Source organism: Nocardia sp. NPDC087230, assembly GCF_044744725.1.
In the GTDB taxonomy this organism is placed as follows: domain Bacteria; phylum Actinomycetota; class Actinomycetes; order Mycobacteriales; family Mycobacteriaceae; genus Nocardia; species Nocardia canadensis.
Map to the genome: position 1 here is coordinate 953,707 of NZ_JBIUYV010000001.1, position 15,660 is coordinate 969,366.

At 67.2% G+C, this 15,660-nt stretch carries 17 protein-coding genes; all 17 read left to right on the forward strand.

What is annotated here, in order from left to right:
* Positions 1 to 314 precede the first annotated feature (314 nt).
* Entirely contained in the window at positions 315 to 1,226 is a 912-nt protein-coding gene (locus tag ACIO52_RS04505) for a zinc-binding alcohol dehydrogenase family protein (protein ID WP_218719837.1), read from the forward strand.
* Positions 1,227 to 1,306: 80 nt separating this feature from the next.
* A complete protein-coding gene (ychF, locus tag ACIO52_RS04510; protein ID WP_402641619.1) occupies positions 1,307 to 2,401 on the forward strand; it encodes a redox-regulated ATPase YchF in 1,095 nt (364 codons plus the stop codon).
* A gap of 189 nt (positions 2,402 to 2,590) precedes the next feature.
* Positions 2,591 to 4,477: a hypothetical protein gene (locus ACIO52_RS04515; RefSeq protein ID WP_402641621.1), complete on the forward strand. Its 1,887-nt coding sequence runs from the start codon at positions 2,591 to 2,593 to the stop codon at positions 4,475 to 4,477.
* A gap of 71 nt (positions 4,478 to 4,548) precedes the next feature.
* Positions 4,549 to 5,370, forward strand: coding sequence for a hypothetical protein (locus ACIO52_RS04520; RefSeq protein WP_402641623.1), 822 nt, complete (start codon positions 4,549 to 4,551; stop codon positions 5,368 to 5,370).
* Positions 5,371 to 5,484: 114 nt separating this feature from the next.
* Positions 5,485 to 6,159: a GntR family transcriptional regulator gene (locus ACIO52_RS04525; RefSeq protein ID WP_402641626.1), complete on the forward strand. Its 675-nt coding sequence runs from the start codon at positions 5,485 to 5,487 to the stop codon at positions 6,157 to 6,159.
* 173 nt (positions 6,160 to 6,332) lie between these two features.
* Complete coding sequence (locus tag ACIO52_RS04530; RefSeq protein ID WP_402641628.1) at positions 6,333 to 6,545, forward strand: hypothetical protein; 213 nt, start codon at positions 6,333 to 6,335, stop codon at positions 6,543 to 6,545.
* Between the two features lie 390 nt (positions 6,546 to 6,935).
* Complete coding sequence (locus tag ACIO52_RS04535) at positions 6,936 to 7,343, forward strand: hypothetical protein (RefSeq protein WP_402641631.1); 408 nt, start codon at positions 6,936 to 6,938, stop codon at positions 7,341 to 7,343.
* Positions 7,340 to 7,663 (forward strand): hypothetical protein, encoded by a 324-nt coding sequence (locus ACIO52_RS04540; protein WP_402641633.1) that lies wholly within the window; start codon positions 7,340 to 7,342, stop codon positions 7,661 to 7,663. The genes ACIO52_RS04535 and ACIO52_RS04540 overlap by 4 nt, the downstream gene beginning before the upstream one ends.
* Complete coding sequence (locus ACIO52_RS04545) at positions 7,660 to 8,064, forward strand: RRQRL motif-containing zinc-binding protein (RefSeq protein WP_402641636.1); 405 nt, start codon at positions 7,660 to 7,662, stop codon at positions 8,062 to 8,064. Before ACIO52_RS04540 ends, ACIO52_RS04545 begins: the two co-directional genes overlap by 4 nt.
* The gene (locus ACIO52_RS04550) at positions 8,061 to 8,840 is read left to right on the forward strand and encodes a hypothetical protein (RefSeq protein WP_402641639.1); all 780 of its coding nucleotides are present in this window, start codon (positions 8,061 to 8,063) and stop codon (positions 8,838 to 8,840) included. The genes ACIO52_RS04545 and ACIO52_RS04550 overlap by 4 nt, the downstream gene beginning before the upstream one ends.
* Positions 8,837 to 10,927, forward strand: coding sequence for a hypothetical protein (locus ACIO52_RS04555; protein ID WP_402641642.1), 2,091 nt, complete (start codon positions 8,837 to 8,839; stop codon positions 10,925 to 10,927). Before ACIO52_RS04550 ends, ACIO52_RS04555 begins: the two co-directional genes overlap by 4 nt.
* Positions 10,928 to 10,955: 28 nt before the next feature.
* Positions 10,956 to 11,465, forward strand: a complete 510-nt coding sequence (locus tag ACIO52_RS04560; RefSeq protein ID WP_402641646.1) for a hypothetical protein — start codon at positions 10,956 to 10,958, stop codon at positions 11,463 to 11,465.
* Positions 11,466 to 11,467: 2 nt separating this feature from the next.
* A complete protein-coding gene (locus ACIO52_RS04565) occupies positions 11,468 to 11,740 on the forward strand; it encodes a hypothetical protein (RefSeq protein ID WP_402641649.1) in 273 nt (90 codons plus the stop codon).
* A 37-nt stretch (positions 11,741 to 11,777) separates the two neighbouring features.
* Positions 11,778 to 13,517, forward strand: coding sequence for a hypothetical protein (locus tag ACIO52_RS04570; RefSeq protein WP_402641652.1), 1,740 nt, complete (start codon positions 11,778 to 11,780; stop codon positions 13,515 to 13,517).
* On the forward strand, positions 13,514 to 14,527 hold the full coding sequence (locus tag ACIO52_RS04575; RefSeq protein ID WP_402641655.1) for a hypothetical protein: 1,014 nt from the start codon (positions 13,514 to 13,516) through the stop codon (positions 14,525 to 14,527). Before ACIO52_RS04570 ends, ACIO52_RS04575 begins: the two co-directional genes overlap by 4 nt.
* Before the next feature lie 5 nt (positions 14,528 to 14,532).
* Positions 14,533 to 14,841 (forward strand): hypothetical protein, encoded by a 309-nt coding sequence (locus tag ACIO52_RS04580; RefSeq protein WP_402641658.1) that lies wholly within the window; start codon positions 14,533 to 14,535, stop codon positions 14,839 to 14,841.
* Between the two features lie 83 nt (positions 14,842 to 14,924).
* Positions 14,925 to 15,629, forward strand: a complete 705-nt coding sequence (locus ACIO52_RS04585; protein ID WP_402641661.1) for a DUF2637 domain-containing protein — start codon at positions 14,925 to 14,927, stop codon at positions 15,627 to 15,629.
* Positions 15,630 to 15,660 lie beyond the last annotated feature (31 nt).

The following is a 15,660-nucleotide window of genomic DNA, read 5'->3' on the forward strand; positions in this document are numbered from 1 at the left end:
CTTGGTGGCGCGCAGTGGGTCCGAGGAGCGGGGGCGCGAGGGTGCGGACTCGTGTGGCGCAGTGGGCCCGAGGTACGGCGGGCGGATGGCGATCGCGAGAGTGCGTGCTCGGCGCAAGAGCTCGGGCGGCGGGCGATCCGGCCGGTGTGGCGTGACGCACGCGTCTGCTGCGCCGTCGCGGGGTAATCGTGCTGTGAAGGTGCTCTCCGTGCCGTGCGCACGGCGGTGAGATTTAGCACTCACAGGTCCGTGAGCTGTGGTTACGCGCACTCAGCCGGTTACCGTTGCGCCTTCGCCCAATCTCAGGAGGTGTCATGCGGCGAGTTCGGTACGAGCGCAGCGGTGGTCCGGAGGTGCTCGAGGTCGTCGCGGCCGAGGTGCCGGTGGCCGGTCCCGGTGAGCTGCTGGTCAAGGTCGAGGCCATCGGGGTCACCCTCTCGGCCATCCGGCGCATCAACGGTCCGCAGGAGTTGCGGGCCGAGGTGGCCGGTGAGGTCGTCGCGGTCGGTGACGGAGTGGACGACTACGCGGAGGGGTACCGCGTCGTCGGTCTGTGCGCCGACGCCTACGCCGAGTACGTCGTGCTCCCCGCCGACCAGGCCTCGGCCATTCCCGACGGCGCGTCCGCGGTCGACGCCGTCGCGCTGATGCGCAGCGGTCTGGTCGCGCTCGGCGCGCTCGACACCGCGGCGCCGCGGGAGGGCGAGACCGCCCTGATCACCGCCGCCGCCGGTGGCGTCGGCCACCTCGCCGTGCAGCTGGCCCGCGTCCGTGGCGCGGGCTGGGTCGTCGCGGCGGTGTCCGACGAGGCCAAGGCCGAATTCGTGGCCGGGCTCGGCGCGGACGAGGTCGTCACCTACGACCGGCTGCAGGCCGCCAAGCAGGCCGACTTCGGCCTCGACGGCGTCGGCGGCACCGGTCTGGGCGCCGCGATCGGCGCGCTCGCCGAGGGCGGCCGGGTCGTCACCTACGGCACCGGCGGCGGACTCATCGACACCGAGGACCTGCTGGCCGGCGGCAAGACGCTGTCCGGTTTCCGGATCGGCCGCCTCGCCCAGCGCGACCCCGCCCGCTACGAGGACCTGCGCCAGCAGGTCTGGCAGTTCTACGCCTCCGGCCTGCTGCACCCGGTCGTGCACGCCGAGTTCGCCCTCGACGACGCCGCCGCCGCGCACGCCGTCATCGAGCAGCGCGCCAACCTGGGCAAGGTCGTCCTGGTCCCGTGATCGCTGTCGGCCCGCCCCGCCCGTGCGGGGCGGGTTCCGGTGGTTCGGCGACAGGTCGCACCGCGTAGACTCTGCTCCTCGTGAGCCTCACCCTCGGAATCGTCGGCCTGCCCAACGTCGGAAAGTCGACGCTGTTCAACGCGCTGACCAAGAACGACGTGCTGGCCGCGAACTACCCGTTCGCGACCATCGAGCCCAACGTCGGCGTGGTCCCGCTGCCGGACCCGCGCCTGGACAAGCTGGCCGAGATCTTCGGTTCCGAGAAGACCGTGCCCGCCGTGGTGTCCTTCGTCGACATCGCCGGCATCGTGAAGGGTGCCTCCGAGGGCGCGGGCCTGGGCAACAAGTTCCTGGCCAACATCCGTGAGGCCGACGCCATCTGCCAGGTGGTGCGCGTGTTCGCCGACGACGACGTGGTGCACGTCGACGGTCGCGTCGATCCCACCGCCGACATCGAGGTCATCGAGACCGAGCTGATCCTGGCCGACCTGCAGACCCTCGAGAAGGCCATCCCGCGCCTCGAGAAGGAAGCCAAGGTCAAGAAGGACCGCAAGCCGCTGCTCGACGCCGCCAAGGTCGCCCAGGAGTTCCTCAACGAGGGCACCACCCTGTTCGCCGCGGGCAAGAAGGTCGACGGCGAGCTGCTGCGCGAACTGTCGCTGCTCACCATCAAGCCCTTCCTCTACGTCTTCAACGCCGACGAATCGGTGCTCACCGACGAGGCCAAGGTCGCCGAACTCAAGGCCGCCGTGGCCCCCGCCGACGCCGTCTTCCTCGACGCCAAGGTCGAAGCCGAACTCCTCGAACTCGACGACGAGTCCGCCCTCGAACTGCTCGAGTCCATCGGCCAGACCGAACCCGGCCTGCACGCCCTGGCCCGCGCCGGCTTCCACACCCTCGGCCTGCAGACCTACCTCACCGCAGGCCCCAAGGAAGCCCGGGCCTGGACCATCCACCAGGGCGACACGGCCCCCAAGGCCGCCGGCGTCATCCACACCGACTTCGAACGCGGCTTCATCAAGGCCGAACTCGTCGCCTTCACCGACTTGGTCGAGGCCGGCTCCATGGCGGCCGCCAAGGCCGCGGGCAAGGTCCGCATGGAAGGCAAGGACTACGTCATGGCCGACGGCGACGTCGTCGAGTTCCGCAGCGGACTAACCACTAAGAAGGCGTAGTTCAGCACTCGGCACGGTACAGGTCGTCGCGCGGAGTGCTCGGGTAGCATCCGGGGCGGGATTCACAGATGCGCGCGGGCGGCCTGCAGGGTGCGGATTGATACATCGCGTCCGATTGCTACAGAAGCCGACACCAGGATCGATTACGCTGCCCGGCATACATTTCTGCTAGGGAAGAGGGAGATCGGCATGGCGAGAGTGCCATGGGCGGCGCTAAGTGGAGACGAGGTCGAAGCGGTTGTATCGATACTGCTCTACAATGAGTACCCAAGGGCGCAACGCATTCGCCCGTCGCAAGGTGACTTTGGCATTGATGTAATCGTACCTCGTTCGGCACCGCCGCATGAGGTGTGGGATGTTTATCAAGTTAAGAAGTTCGCAACGAACCTGGACTCTTCTCAGAAAACGCAGATAGAGAAGTCGTTTCGTCGGCTGATGATCGGCCTAGTACGTAAGAAGATACCGGTTGGAGACTGGTATCTTGTGATGCCATTGGATCCGACGATTGAGAACAAGCTAGACGAGTGGTTTTCGGATATGCCCGAAAGGGTTATTGCCGACATGTTCTCCGAAGACCCGAAACTTAAGAGATCGGCAGAGGAAAAAGATGATCCGCTGACAGAAGCTGATCGCGCGATCATTGAGGAATGGTTCAATCAGCCAGGCCGGATCATCGAATGGAAGGGCCTTAATGCATGTGAGGCTTGGATCTCGAAGCACTGGTATGTTAAGGACTATTATCTGGAAGGTGGCGCGGAGCGGCTGAGGAACGCGATTGCAGATGTAGGTAAAATCCTGCAGCGTGACCGAGAGCTGTTCGACCTCGCAAACGAGACTTCTGTGCTTACGCCAGCGGAGGTCGCCGAACATCTAGGTCGTCTGCAAAGGGTTCTCGATGGCGATCCGCACTTTCGCTATGGTGTAAGTATCGACCCGTTCACGCCCTCGATCTCTCGCGATGAACCTGGACTTGTAGCTGCTACTCAGCTGGTCTCGCCGGACGGCTCGTGCCTTACTTTTCGTATCTATAAGCGATTCGATGAGGCGCTTGCTGAACGTCCGATCCCGCTAAAGCTGCACTTCGCGATAGAGGATCCGGAGTTTGATCAGGACGCCTTCGACCGCTGGCGGAAGTTTGGCACCCCCCTAGATGCCCGGGCGTCCGTCGAAATGGACCTTCCTGGGGGACTTGGTGGAAATATTGATACGGCATGGGTGTCGATATTGCCGTCGGAATCGGAAGTGCGTGAAATCCGAATCAGGGCCGTGGCTCCGGATGGTGAGGAACTGGCAGCCCCGGTTACATTCACAGTAACCTCTTCGATCGGTCCAGATAGGACGGGGGTTCGGACCACGGGTTCGGATCCATCAGGCCGAATGCACACCGAAGGTGAGTTTGACGGCGAGACGGCGAGCGGTGACATTTCTTTTAGATTGTCACGGTTGGAAGGAGCTGAGATCGGTGACGCATGGCCTGCGATCGCGCTAACTGCTGCAATGGTCTATCCGAATACTATCCAGGTCGGAGGCAAGTATGGGCCGTTTCGTGATATTCGGCAAGTATCCGAGGGATTTCAAGCTTTCGATCTTCGTGTAATCGAATATCTGCGGGCGCTGCAGGTCGTACAATCGCACGTAGCCGTGCCAATTTTGATTCCGAAACTTGATGATGTTACCTTTTCCGAAATGTGGGACGTGCTGCACGCGGCGGCAATGATCGAAGGGCGCGTAGCGATCGCGAAATGGCATCCGGTTGAACTGGCTCCAGAAATCGCTGTGCAACTGGATTCTGAGAGCTACTACGAGCTTGTTGTTATTGGCGCATATGAGTTCAGTGTGGGCGAACAGAGAATTGAGCTAGCCCAGCCGACCACAATGCGAATGCTATCTGTTCGGCTGGAGAAGCTCGACAATGGTCGACTCCGGGCTTTGCCGCATCTAAACGACACCAGCCACCATTGGATCGGCGACGACCCAAGCCCGCCGCCGGGGCAAAGTCAGTGGTTCAGCCGTGAAATTCAGCAGGACGAGGCTGCTGGAGGCACCAGCACCATCTCGGAGCTGCCGCCGGGCTAGGAGTGTCTGGATCGACTGTGAGACAAGTCGATCCGATCACCTCTAGCTGGCTCGATCTGCACAATGGTCTGATGACTGCTTTCATGCTGTCCCCGGATCGTCGCGACCAACTAGCCACGCTCCTCGCGGATGAGGTGAGGTTGCAGACCGAGTATCCGAAGGTCGCCGAGTACCTCGATACAGCTGCAGGGCTGCCAGGTGGCCCGGATCCGGAGCAGGACCGGCTGCTTGACCTGCGGATGCTGCATTTCCTGTCGGGCGGTGAGAGTTCGAATCCGTACTGGGACGTTGTGCAGCCGCTGATGGGCGAGAGTGCCGACGACCATCGGATCCCCGGAGGCGGTGCGGGAACAGCCCGGATGGGGTATGCGCAGACGGTTCTGCAGGAGACGTACGCCTACGCGATCCCTTCGCCGGGCACGCTCGACTGGATGGTCGAGGTCGCGGGTGGTCGCGGGATCTGTGAGGTCGGCGCCGGGCGTGGGTATTGGGCGGCGATGCTGGCCGCCCGCGGCGTCGAGGTCGCGGCGTATGACTCCGAGCCACCTGAGGCCGCTGCGAATCCGTCGTTCCCGAACGCAGCCGGGCGGCGCGCCGAGTGGTACCCGGTGGCCGGCCTTCCGGATCTTGAGGCGGCCGGATTCGGCGATCGCGTTCTGTTCTTGTGCTGGCCGCCCGGATGGGGCGATCCGATGTCGGCCCGCGTGCTGCAGGACTACGTCGCCGCCGGCGGTGACCGGCTGATCTTCGTGGGCGAGCCGAAGGGCGGCAAAACTGGCTGCGACGAGTTCTTCGACGAGCTGTCGGCACGGTGGACACTCGACTCCGTTGACGGCTCGTTTGTCTCCTGGTGGAACCTGGGCGATGTCGCCCAGTGTTGGCAACTGCGCTGACGACGTACGACATGGCCGAGGCCACAGCGCTATCGGTGTGTCGCCGTAGGCGGGGTACATTCTCTGCGTATACGCAGGTACTTGCCTGCGTTCAGTGACCGAGAGGGGTGCTCGATGCCGGAACCCAAATACGTGGCTATCGCGAACAAGTACGCCGTCGATATCCGGAAGGGTGTGATCCCGCCGAACGTTTGGCTACCCAGCCATGCCGAAATCGCCCGAGAGTTCGGGGTGTCCGAGATCGTGGCGAGGAAGGCGACAGGGCAGTTGCGACGGTGGGGGCTCGTCAAGACCGTCGAGCGCCGCGGCACGTTGGTCCTTGCGCAGTCGGACGACACCCGGATCTCGCCCGAGCGGCAGATGGAAAGCCCCGAGACGACGTACAACACGGAGTCGAGCGAGGGGGAGGAGGTGGTGGTCGACCGCGAGGTCCGAGAGATCGCGGCAGATCAAGAGCTGGCCGACGCCTTCGGGCTCGACGTCGGGGCGCCGCTCGTGCACGTCGTCACCAGGGCGTCCGAGGGTGGGCGGCCGATTTCGATCTCCGATACCTACCATCTCCCGGGGCAGTCGCCGCCCGAGGCGGACTTCCTTGAGGAGGAGCTGGCCGAGCGGGTGCCGTCTGACAATCATGCCGAATGGCTGGGGACTCCGGCGGGGGAGCCTTTGATCACCATCAAGCAGCGTTACGTCACATCGGGCGACAAGCTCCTCATGGTCTCCGACGTGTCGTACATCCCGGGCCGCTATCGGGCCTTCTCGTTCCGGATGGCGTTGAACACCCAGTAGTTCGTCGGCGGACCGTGTGGTCCTAAGCGCCTGTCAAGAGCCCTGATCAGTCCACTGATCAGGGCTTTTTCATGCCTTCAGCGGGCTGCGTATACGCAACATTTGTGCGTATACGCAGCTGCGTATACGCTCGTGTGTATACACAAGCCGCACGAGCTGAAGGAGCTGCACATATGCACACGGGAGATTCCTCAACTACCGCGCGCGACCTGATCGGGCTGCGCGATGCCGGCGTTCTCGCCGGTGGCGTTCACCCGACCACCGTCCGACGGTGGATCCGGGCAGGGCTGCTGGAGGCGTTCCAGATCGGACCCCGACTGATCAAGGTCGACCGCAACCAGGTGCTGGCGCTCAGGCGTCCGCTGACCGACGGCGGTGTCAAGTGAGCGCGCCGATTCGACAGAAGCAGCGGAAGGTCACCGGATCTGCACGGCCGCAGGGCGTTGCCCGTTGCGCGGGCAGCGTCGACGAGGGCGATGGCCCGACCCGGCGCAAGCCGCGAGAGGTGACGCTGGCGCCAGAGGTTGCCGACTACCTCGACGAAATCGTCGCCCAGGCACCCCCGATGTCGGCCCATGCGCGAGCGCAGCTCGCTGCTCTGCTCGGCCGGTCAGTCCGGAGGGCGGCCTGATGCGCGGGAATGGCTTTGTGACCGCAGTGGCGCTGCTGTCGGTGGGCTCGATGATCTTGATCGCGCCGGACGTACTCGGCTTCGTCTTGATAGTCGTCGCTGCGGTCTGGTTGTGGCGGGCGTCGAAGCGTGTGGGGGTGCGTCGATGAGCGCCGAACCTGCCCGCGAGTCGATCAACGACCCGGTCGATCTGTACGACGAGCTGGACTCGATCATCCGCCAGCAAGAAGTACTGCGGAGCCGGATGGTCGCCCTGAGTACCCGCTACGCCGCGTTGGAGCCTTACGCCGACCGATTCGATGAGCCCAACCCCGAGTATCCGTGGTGGCCCTCCACATACGGAAGCATGAATGTCGAGTCTGCGAAGAACCGCCTCGAATATGCCGCACGTGATTCCGTTTCGACTTCCGAGTGGCTGTCGATGGCGCACGAGGTCGCGGTCAAGATTCGCGAATATCCGCAGCCGGAACGTGACGATGCGGTGCGCGCATCGGGCAACGCGATCGCAGATGCGATGGTCTGGGCTGCCGAGCACGACGGTGTCGAGCGATGAACGGGCGGGGGAGTGCCGCACCGCAGCGCTACGGCCGTGGCGATGACCGCGACCAGGTTGGTCGTCACGCGTTTCAGTCGATGGGTGGTGCCGAGTTCACGGGCGTCGGTGCGGTTTACGCGCCGCTGAATCACCTGCCTGCGGGGCTGCGGCTGATCGCGCTGGTGGTGTTGGTGTTCGTCGGGATGGTCGGCTGCTCGGTCGCTTGGATTGATCAGCAGTCCTACGTCGAGTCGCCGAACATTTGCCGGGCGCATGAGGTCCAGCGCACCGATTGCGTGCACGTGCAGCGTGTCCAGCCGACGCAGGTGCCGCGATGAGCGAGGGAATCCCGACCTACGACTGGCGGACCGCGCCTGATCATCTGCGGACCCGCCGCCAGCTGGCCGCACAGGGCTTGCGTCCTAACGGGCAGGACATCGCGGGACGGGTCGTCCGCTCGCGTGGCAGTCGTCGAGAGCCGTTGGTGGCGCATCTGTTCGACATCAACCAGGCCGCGCCGAAGCGGACCCCGACTCAGGCTCAGCTCGCCGCGCTGGCGAAGGCGACCCGCGCCCATCAGGAACGTGCCGCCGAGCGCCGTGGCGTCGAGATTGACCAGGCCCCGGGCGATCCGGGCCCGGCCTGGGCCGAGGCGCCGGTCAACGCCTTCCGCGACACCGCCCCGGTGAACGCATTTGCCGCGGCCGAGCTGGATCGAGAAGAAGGGATGGAGCGGTGAATCTGACCTCTCGCGAGATGCTGCTGCTGACGCTGCTGTCAGACATGTACGGCGCGCCACTGGATCTGGTGGCCCAGGTACTGGGCGTGAGCGAGTCGCGCGCGTACCGGATCGTGCGCAAGCTGCGCAAGGCCAAGGTGGTCTCGGAGCTGGGGATGCGCCCGGTGCCGGGCCCGTCGTGGATCACCCCGACCCGCTCGACCGCCGACGCGATGCTGGGCCGCAGCACGAAGTACTGGATGCCGTCGCCGAAGATGGCCGACCACACCCGCACTGTCTTCGAGGTTCGGCTGGCGCTGGTCGGTTTGGACCTGGACCGCTGGATCTCCGAGCGGCAGCTGCGCGCGCAGGTCCCGCCCGCCAAGCCAGGTGAGACTCGTCCGCACATCCACGACGGCCGCTACATCAACAACAACGGTGAGCTGATCGCGGTCGAGGTCGAGCTGACCGACAAGAACCTCAAGGCAGCCAAAACCGCGGTCTCGCAGGCATTCCAGACCGCGCGGGCCGCCGACTGCGCTGGGCTCATCTACTACTACCGCGGTGAGCGCGTGAAGACGGTCATCAACAAGGCCGCCGGCGAACTCAAGGCCGCGGGGCTATTCGAGAACTCGCCGCTGCGAATGCGGCTCGCCGATCTCGACGAGCTCATCCCGCCCAAGAAGAAGTCCCCGTCTTCGCCCGATCTGCGACCCGGTCTCCGGGTGATCGCGGGCGGATCCGCTGATCACAACACCCAGGTCACAGACCCGAACGGAGAGGCGGTGTCGTCATGACCTGCACGCCGATGATCACCCCGAAAGACTGCGCCCCCTACGCCCCGACCCCGGTGCTGTCGGCCCAGCCGACCCCGACCGAGGCACCGCAGATCGACGTCGATCCGACGATGCCGCCGATCGGCCTGGATCACGACCCGATCGGGTGGCTGCCCAAGCTGTCGGAAGTCTCGCTCGACGGCGTCACTGACGCGGCGCTGCTGGCCGGTACGTGCCTGCTCGCGGTGCTGGTGATGACCGTGATGATCCTGGTTCCGGCCACGCTGCACGCGTGGAAGCCGACCAAGCTGCGTAACTGGCTGCTCGGGTCGCTGGCGGTGATTCCGGGCGCGACCGCGTTGTGGCACTGGGATGTGCTGGCGCCGGGCACGATGGCGACCGAGGCGTCGCAGCAGTTCATGGCCGGGGATCACGTGGCGGGTCTGCTCGGTATGGCCGTGGTCCTGGTCCCGGCCGCGTGGCTGGCCGCGACTCTGGCTTACACGCACTTCCGTGTGAAGCTGTCCACGGTCGGTTTGCAGTCGCCGGCGCGTACCGAGCGGGCGCTGTGGGCGCAGTCGCAGCGTGAGCAGCGCGCCGCAGCCCGGCTGGCGCAGCGTCGTCTGCCGTTCCACACCGGAGGGTTCAACCCGGATGTGGTGATCGGGCGGCTGGCCAACGAGCAGACGCAGGCTCCGGCGAAGTCGATGCTGCGGACTCTGCTGGGCCGTAACGAGACCCGCCTAATCGTGCCGTGGATCGCGCTCGCTGAGCACATGACCACCGTCGCGTCGTCCGGATCGGGCAAGACCACGCTGATGCGCCGGGTGCTCGTGGCGTGGTTCGTGACGACGTGGATGCGTCACCGCCAGTGGTGGAACCGCAATCGCCCCGGCCGCCCGCAGGTGCTGGTCCTGGACTGCAACGGCGGCCCGCAGTCGATTGCGGTCGCCGAGGGCATGGCCGAGTGGTTCCGTGCGATGGGCGTGCCCGAGGAGCGGGTCGGAATCTTCCCCAAGACCCCGTTGAACTTGTGGGGGGTCGAGAAGCGCGACGATCTGCGGTCGATCCTGTCGTCGATGATCTCGGGCGGTTCCACACCGACGTCGGATACCGAGAAGTACTTCTACGAAATCCGCGAGACCCTGATTCACCTGGTCGTGGACGCGCCAGAGCGGGTGGATCTCGTCGACGGCGTGCCGACCGCAGTCGGGGAGAATCCGCCCCGGGACTGGTTCGAGTTCCTGAGCCGGTTCAACGAGCGCGTTCTCGCGCAGCTGTGGGGCGGAGTCTACGACCAGGACGTCCCGTGGGCCGGTGTCCCCGGTGTGGATATGGAGATCGCGTCCACGGTCGCGGGCAAGCAGAAGGTGATGCACTCCGCCCGCGCGGAGTTCGCCAACCTGTGCCGGTCGCTGGGTGATGCGTTCGACGGCGGCAAGGCCATCACCGACTACGACTTCCTCTACATCGTGCTGGAAGGCGTGAAGACTCCCGACCGGGCTCGCGCCCAGTTCGGCGCGATCGGCTGCATGTTGGAGCAGCTGGCCGATGTCGCCCACGGCCGCCAGATCCTGATGGCCGTTGACGAATTCAGCGCGGTCGCCGATGGCAAGACCCGCGCGGTGAAGTGGGTCGAGCGCCTGCGTAAAGCCGGTGTCGGGTCGTGGTGGATCGCCCAGACCTGGCAGGGCCTCGGCTACGACGACGACGCCCGGACCGGCCTGGTCTCTGCGGCTTCGGGTGGTTCGCTGCTGGGCCGCACGACCAACCCCGAGCAGATCGCCAACATCTACGGCACCCGCCGCAAGTTCGACCTGTCGCGGAAGTTGATCGGCGGCTCGAAGGTCGGCGACGAGGGCAACGTGCAGGCCAACGACGAGTACATCGCCCCGCCGAACAAGCTGCGCGCCATGCAGAAGGGCGACGTGGTGTGGGTCGCCGGCGGCCGGACCCGGTGGGGCCGTGTCTCGATGCTCGACGACGCCGCCCGCGAGCGGCAGCGCCCGCTGCCGGGCATGGCCGCCTCTTTGGCCCCGGTTCCGGGTGAGCCGGACACCACCGCGCTGGCGCCGGTGATCCCCATGACCAAGCGCCGTCCGGCCTGACACCGACTGACCTGCAAGGAGATTCATCATGGCTATCCCGAACCCGCTACCCGATCCGGAAGAGCACGGCGAGGACCTGCTCGGTGGCCTGACCGCCGCCGAGGAAGCCCAGCTCGCCGTCCTGGACGAGGACATGATCGGCAGCCCGGCGGCCAAGCTCGCCGCGCAGCTGGTGCCCGTCACCCACGACGGCGGCCAGCTCGGCCGCGCCGCCAAGCCGGTCGTGGACCGCGCCACCCGGGCCCGTGACTGGGCGCGGATCTGGGGTCCGGCCGTGGCCGGGACCGCCGTCGCCACCGCCGCGGTGACGGTGCTGCCGCTGCCAGGCCCGCTGTCGCTGTACGTGCTGGCCGTGGCCGCTTTCGGCTGGTGGCACTGCGCCGGTCGCCCCGGCGCCGTCGAGACCGTCCAGATGGCCTACTACGCCGTCGCCGACGCGGGCGCCTGGATTCGCCGCCACGTCGAGGCCCTGTCCGTCCGGCGGGCCCGCTACGAGACCCGACGCACCACCAATGACCCCCGCAAGAAGGAGTCCTGACCATGCCCGACACCACCAGCACCGCCGTCCCGGCACACGTGACACCCGTACAGATCACCGTCGCCCGCAACTTCCTGCGCGCGTGTGTCGAGCAGATCAGCGCCGACCCGGCCCGCCACGCCCGCATCGACGCCCTGGACGCCGCCGAGGTCTACGACCGGACCCTGCGGGTCTGGCCCCAGGGCTGGGACGACTTCTGCGAGTACTTCGCCGGCGACATCCGCAACGAGCTGGAACTGGCGGCCTGGGTCGCTGACCAGTCCGCCGACCACTGAGTTTCCGCAGTTCAACCACTCACACAAGGAGATCCGAATGTTCAACTTCACCGACAACGCGCACAACAGCTCCGGTCCGGCGGTCGAGGACGAGATCGTCCGCGACACCGGCCGGGCGCTGGGCCAGGTCATGGCCGCGGCGCGGTCATGGATCCACAATCACCGCGGCCGGCGCGGAGCCGAAGGCGTACCGAAGCTGACGCGCAAGGAGCGCCGCGACCTCGCCGAGTCGATCCGCGTGCAGGTCGGCGAGCAGCAGATCGCCGCGGCCTGGTTCACCAAGCGGGTCAACGACTACCACGCCGAGGTCGTCGCCGCCGGATTGCGCAGCCAGCAGCCGGGATTCACCGAGCAGGACGCCGCGCTGGACCGCGAGCGTCTGGCGGGTATCCGGTACTCGATCGAGTCGACCCTGCACGAGGGCCAGGCGCTGCCGCTGGAGCGGCGCGGACAGGTCGCGCTCGCACTGAGCGAGGCCGACCGCAATCCGTCTCAGCCGTACGGGGCGATCTTCAAGAACATGGACGCCGAGGCCGAGCGCACCGCCCGCGCGGTCGCGGTGCAGTCCGAGGGCTGGGTCGCGGCCCGGCGCGAGCACAACGCCCGCCTGGTCGCCGAGCAGCGCGCCAAGGCCGCCCAGCGGGCCGAGGCCCGCCGCGAGCTGCGTCCGCCGCGCGGCTACGACGAGCTCAACGACCGGCAGCGCAACGCGGTGCAGCGTCTGCGCAGCGCTCACCTGGGCGTGAACCGGTCCGGCAACGCCCTGGACCCCGAGGTCGCCGAGAAGGCCCGCGCGAGCACCGCCGAGGCGGCGTTCGCGGCGGGTCTGACGCGGCGGGAGATCGCTCACGAGATCGACTACATGGCCGAGCACACCGGCTACACCGCGACCTACGGTGTGCCCGGCAGCGTGCAGGTCCGTAACCACTACGGATTCCGTGAGGAGGCCATCGCCGAGACCCGCCGCGAGCTGGCCCGTGACCAGCGCCTGCCTCGGGACGGGAAGGTGTACGTCGACATCGAGGCGCGCCCCGACGGGCTCGCCATCGGCGATCCGGAGCGGCGCGGGGTGATGGGTCCGCGATACGAGGCGTTCCGGGCGCTGACGCGCTGGTCGCGTGATCGGCAGCCGGGTTACGTGGTCGCCGAGCCGCACGAGGTCGCGGTGGCGCGCATCGACCCGGCGACCGGCGAGGTCCTGGCCAGCGAGGTCTCCACGCTGGGCAGCGAGGCCGCCGCTCTGGACTACGCCCACGCCAGCGTGGACAGTGCGGATGCGGACACCGCTCGGATGCGGGTCGAGATCACCGACCCGAACTTCCCTGGGAACCCGCGGTTCGAGAGCTACGGGATGCCCAAGTCGCTGACCACGGCGCTGGCCGATCAGCGGGTCACCGCCCGCGAGCGGCTGCTCGGTGAGAACGACCTGGAGCGGCAGGACCTGGAGCAGGCGCACAGGGATCTGCGTCAGCGTCACGGCCTGTCGATCGAGCACAACGCCGACCTCACCGAGCGCAATGCCCGGCTCACTCAGCAGCTGACCGCGATGATCGCCGAGCGCGACCAGGCCCTCGCCACGGCGAAGACACTGCGTCAGGAACGCGACGAGGCGGTGTCGAAGGTCATCGAGACCACCCACCCGAGCCAGCGGTACGGCAGCGCCGAGCGCCAGGCCACCCAGGCCAGGAGGACTGCCCAGCCGGTCAATGCGTTCAGCGTCTCGGAGTCGGTGAACGCGTTCGCCGCCGCCGAGCGCGAGGACGGGATCGAACGATGAGCCCCGACGACGATCTCGACGATCCCTGGATCACTCGCTACGCCGACCGTGTCGACGACGAGGTCGAGGTGCTGTGGCGGTCGGACTTCGCCCGGCTCTTCGAGGACCCGGAGATCCGGCCGGCGCAGGCGAGCGCGATCCGGGACCGCTGGTCCACCGATCCGCAGGTCGCGCCGCGGTGGCGCGAGCTCGACGAGATCCGCGAGGCCTGGACCTTCGCGCCCGAGGCTATGCGCCACGCCCACGAGGTGACCATGCCAGGCGGATTGCGGCCGCCCGGCATGGACCAGCCACGCTGGGCCTCCCACATGCAGGCACGCGAGATGACCGGCCACGGCTACTGGCCCGGCTTTGAACCCACCTACTCAAGCAGTTTCGAAAGGCACGAACCGATGACGAACACTACCCCCGCTCACGTTCTGGATTCCGAGACCGAGAGCGACATCGAGCGCCAGATGCGCACCGACTACGAGCTGTCGGCCAAGAGTCACAACCGCGATCCGCAGGAGTACGACCCGGCCGACTCGATCGACGCCCACTCCTACGCGTCGCCGTGGATGGACAACCCCGATCACCGGTACATGCACGAGTGGATCGCCATCGGCGAGGCCGAAGAGCTATGGCGCCGCGACCCCGACGCTGCGGCCACCCAGCTGGCCGCCCCCGACACCGCGCCGTTGCAGCGCCGCCACCTGGAGCAGGGGCGGGACCTGGCTCGCGGGATCTACACCCGCGACGTCCAGGAGGTCGACTACGTCGCCGACCCGACCGACCCGGCGGACACGGCGCGGGCGGCGGACCCGTCGAGGCCGTACTACTGGCACGGCATCGACCAGGGGCAAACCTCGCGCGACTCCTCCCGCAATGCGCCGGGCAACCCGGTTCCTGCGTTCGGTGCCCGCGTCGCGGCCCGGACTCAGGCGATCAACGCCTTCCGCGATACCGCGTCGTCGGTGAACGCTTTCGCCGCGGTCGGCGCCGAGCGCGAGCGAGACGAGATGGAGCGGTGAGCACGGTGGCCGTCGAGTCGACGATGCCGGCGACGGCCGTCGCCGACGTCGACCAGGCCGACCTCGCCCCGGTGATCCCGCTGCGCCCGGTGCGGCCCGAGTTCACCATCGACCAGACCGATACGGCCGCGCGTATCGCGGCGCTGGAGGCCCGGATCGCGGACCTGAAAGACCGTAACCGAGAGCTTGCCAGCGACCTGGACGACGCCCTGGACCAGCTAGCCGGGCACGCCCTGCACGACCACCAGGAGCGCCTGGTGCGCACCCCTGTCAACGCGTTCGCCGCGATCGAGTGGGAAGGACACGATCGATGAACACCACCCGTACAGCCGCTGTACAGGCTGTCCACCCGGTGTCTACCGGCCGCAGCGACTGGGCCGAGAACACCGCACTGGTAATGACAATCGTGATCGCTTTGGGTGCGTTCGCGTGGAGCTTCGTGGCCCTGTCGGATCTGGCTGTCATGGCCGGGATCGACAGCCGTCTAGCGTGGGTCGGCCCGATCTTCGTCGACGGCGCGATCGTCCAGTCCGCCGTCGCGCTGGTCTCGCTCAAGCGCCGGGCCCGCCAGGACATCACCGTGCCGACCGGCACCACGGTGTTCTTCTGGGCCCAGCTCGCCGTCGCCGAGCTGGTCAGCATCGTCGGAAATGGTCTGCACGCTGCGGAATCGGGCGAGCGGCTGTTGCCCGCCACGATCGCGGCCGCGGTCGCCGGCGCGGCCCCGCTGGCCGGTCTGGCCGCCACACACGGCCTGACCGCGCTGATCGAGGTCCCGCGCAGCGCGCCGGAGCCGGTAGACGCGATCGCCGTGCGGGTAGACAGCGCCGCCGACCCAGTAGACGCGGAGTGGACAGAGGTGGACACCGCCCGTCCAGCACTGGACAGCGGCTCGACAGAGCCCGTGCAGGGGCTGGACAGCGGTGTCGAGTCCGACCCGAACGCCGCCCGTGACGCGGAGATCATGCGCCGCCGCGCGGCCGGTGAATCCATGCGCCAGATCGGCGGCGCGGTCGGCTTGTCGCACTCGCGTGTAGCCCAGATCGTGGCGTCCGCCGAGTCGGTGGACACCGGGGCGGAGGTGCTGACCCTGATTCGCTGATCGGTCGCTGACGGGGCAGGTGTCGAACCTG

Bases quoted from the DNA above. Each gene is read 5' to 3' on its own strand.
- ACIO52_RS04505 (WP_218719837.1), top strand. From the start codon at position 315: ATGCGGCGAGTTCGGTACGAGCGCAGCGGTGGTCCGGAGGTGCTCGAG.
- ACIO52_RS04515 (WP_402641621.1), top strand. From the start codon at position 2,591: ATGGCGAGAGTGCCATGGGCGGCGCTAAGTGGAGACGAGGTCGAAGCG.
- ACIO52_RS04555 (WP_402641642.1), top strand. From the start codon at position 8,837: ATGACCTGCACGCCGATGATCACCCCGAAAGACTGCGCCCCCTACGCC.
- ACIO52_RS04585 (WP_402641661.1), top strand. From the start codon at position 14,925: ATGACAATCGTGATCGCTTTGGGTGCGTTCGCGTGGAGCTTCGTGGCC.
- ACIO52_RS04565 (WP_402641649.1), top strand. From the start codon at position 11,468: ATGCCCGACACCACCAGCACCGCCGTCCCGGCACACGTGACACCCGTA.
- ACIO52_RS04570 (WP_402641652.1), top strand. From the start codon at position 11,778: ATGTTCAACTTCACCGACAACGCGCACAACAGCTCCGGTCCGGCGGTC.
- ACIO52_RS04520 (WP_402641623.1), top strand. From the start codon at position 4,549: ATGACTGCTTTCATGCTGTCCCCGGATCGTCGCGACCAACTAGCCACG.
- ACIO52_RS04560 (WP_402641646.1), top strand. From the start codon at position 10,956: ATGGCTATCCCGAACCCGCTACCCGATCCGGAAGAGCACGGCGAGGAC.
- ACIO52_RS04535 (WP_402641631.1), top strand. From the start codon at position 6,936: ATGAGCGCCGAACCTGCCCGCGAGTCGATCAACGACCCGGTCGATCTG.
- ACIO52_RS04525 (WP_402641626.1), top strand. From the start codon at position 5,485: ATGCCGGAACCCAAATACGTGGCTATCGCGAACAAGTACGCCGTCGAT.
- ACIO52_RS04575 (WP_402641655.1), top strand. From the start codon at position 13,514: ATGAGCCCCGACGACGATCTCGACGATCCCTGGATCACTCGCTACGCC.
- ACIO52_RS04545 (WP_402641636.1), top strand. From the start codon at position 7,660: ATGAGCGAGGGAATCCCGACCTACGACTGGCGGACCGCGCCTGATCAT.
- ACIO52_RS04540 (WP_402641633.1), top strand. From the start codon at position 7,340: ATGAACGGGCGGGGGAGTGCCGCACCGCAGCGCTACGGCCGTGGCGAT.
- ACIO52_RS04530 (WP_402641628.1), top strand. From the start codon at position 6,333: ATGCACACGGGAGATTCCTCAACTACCGCGCGCGACCTGATCGGGCTG.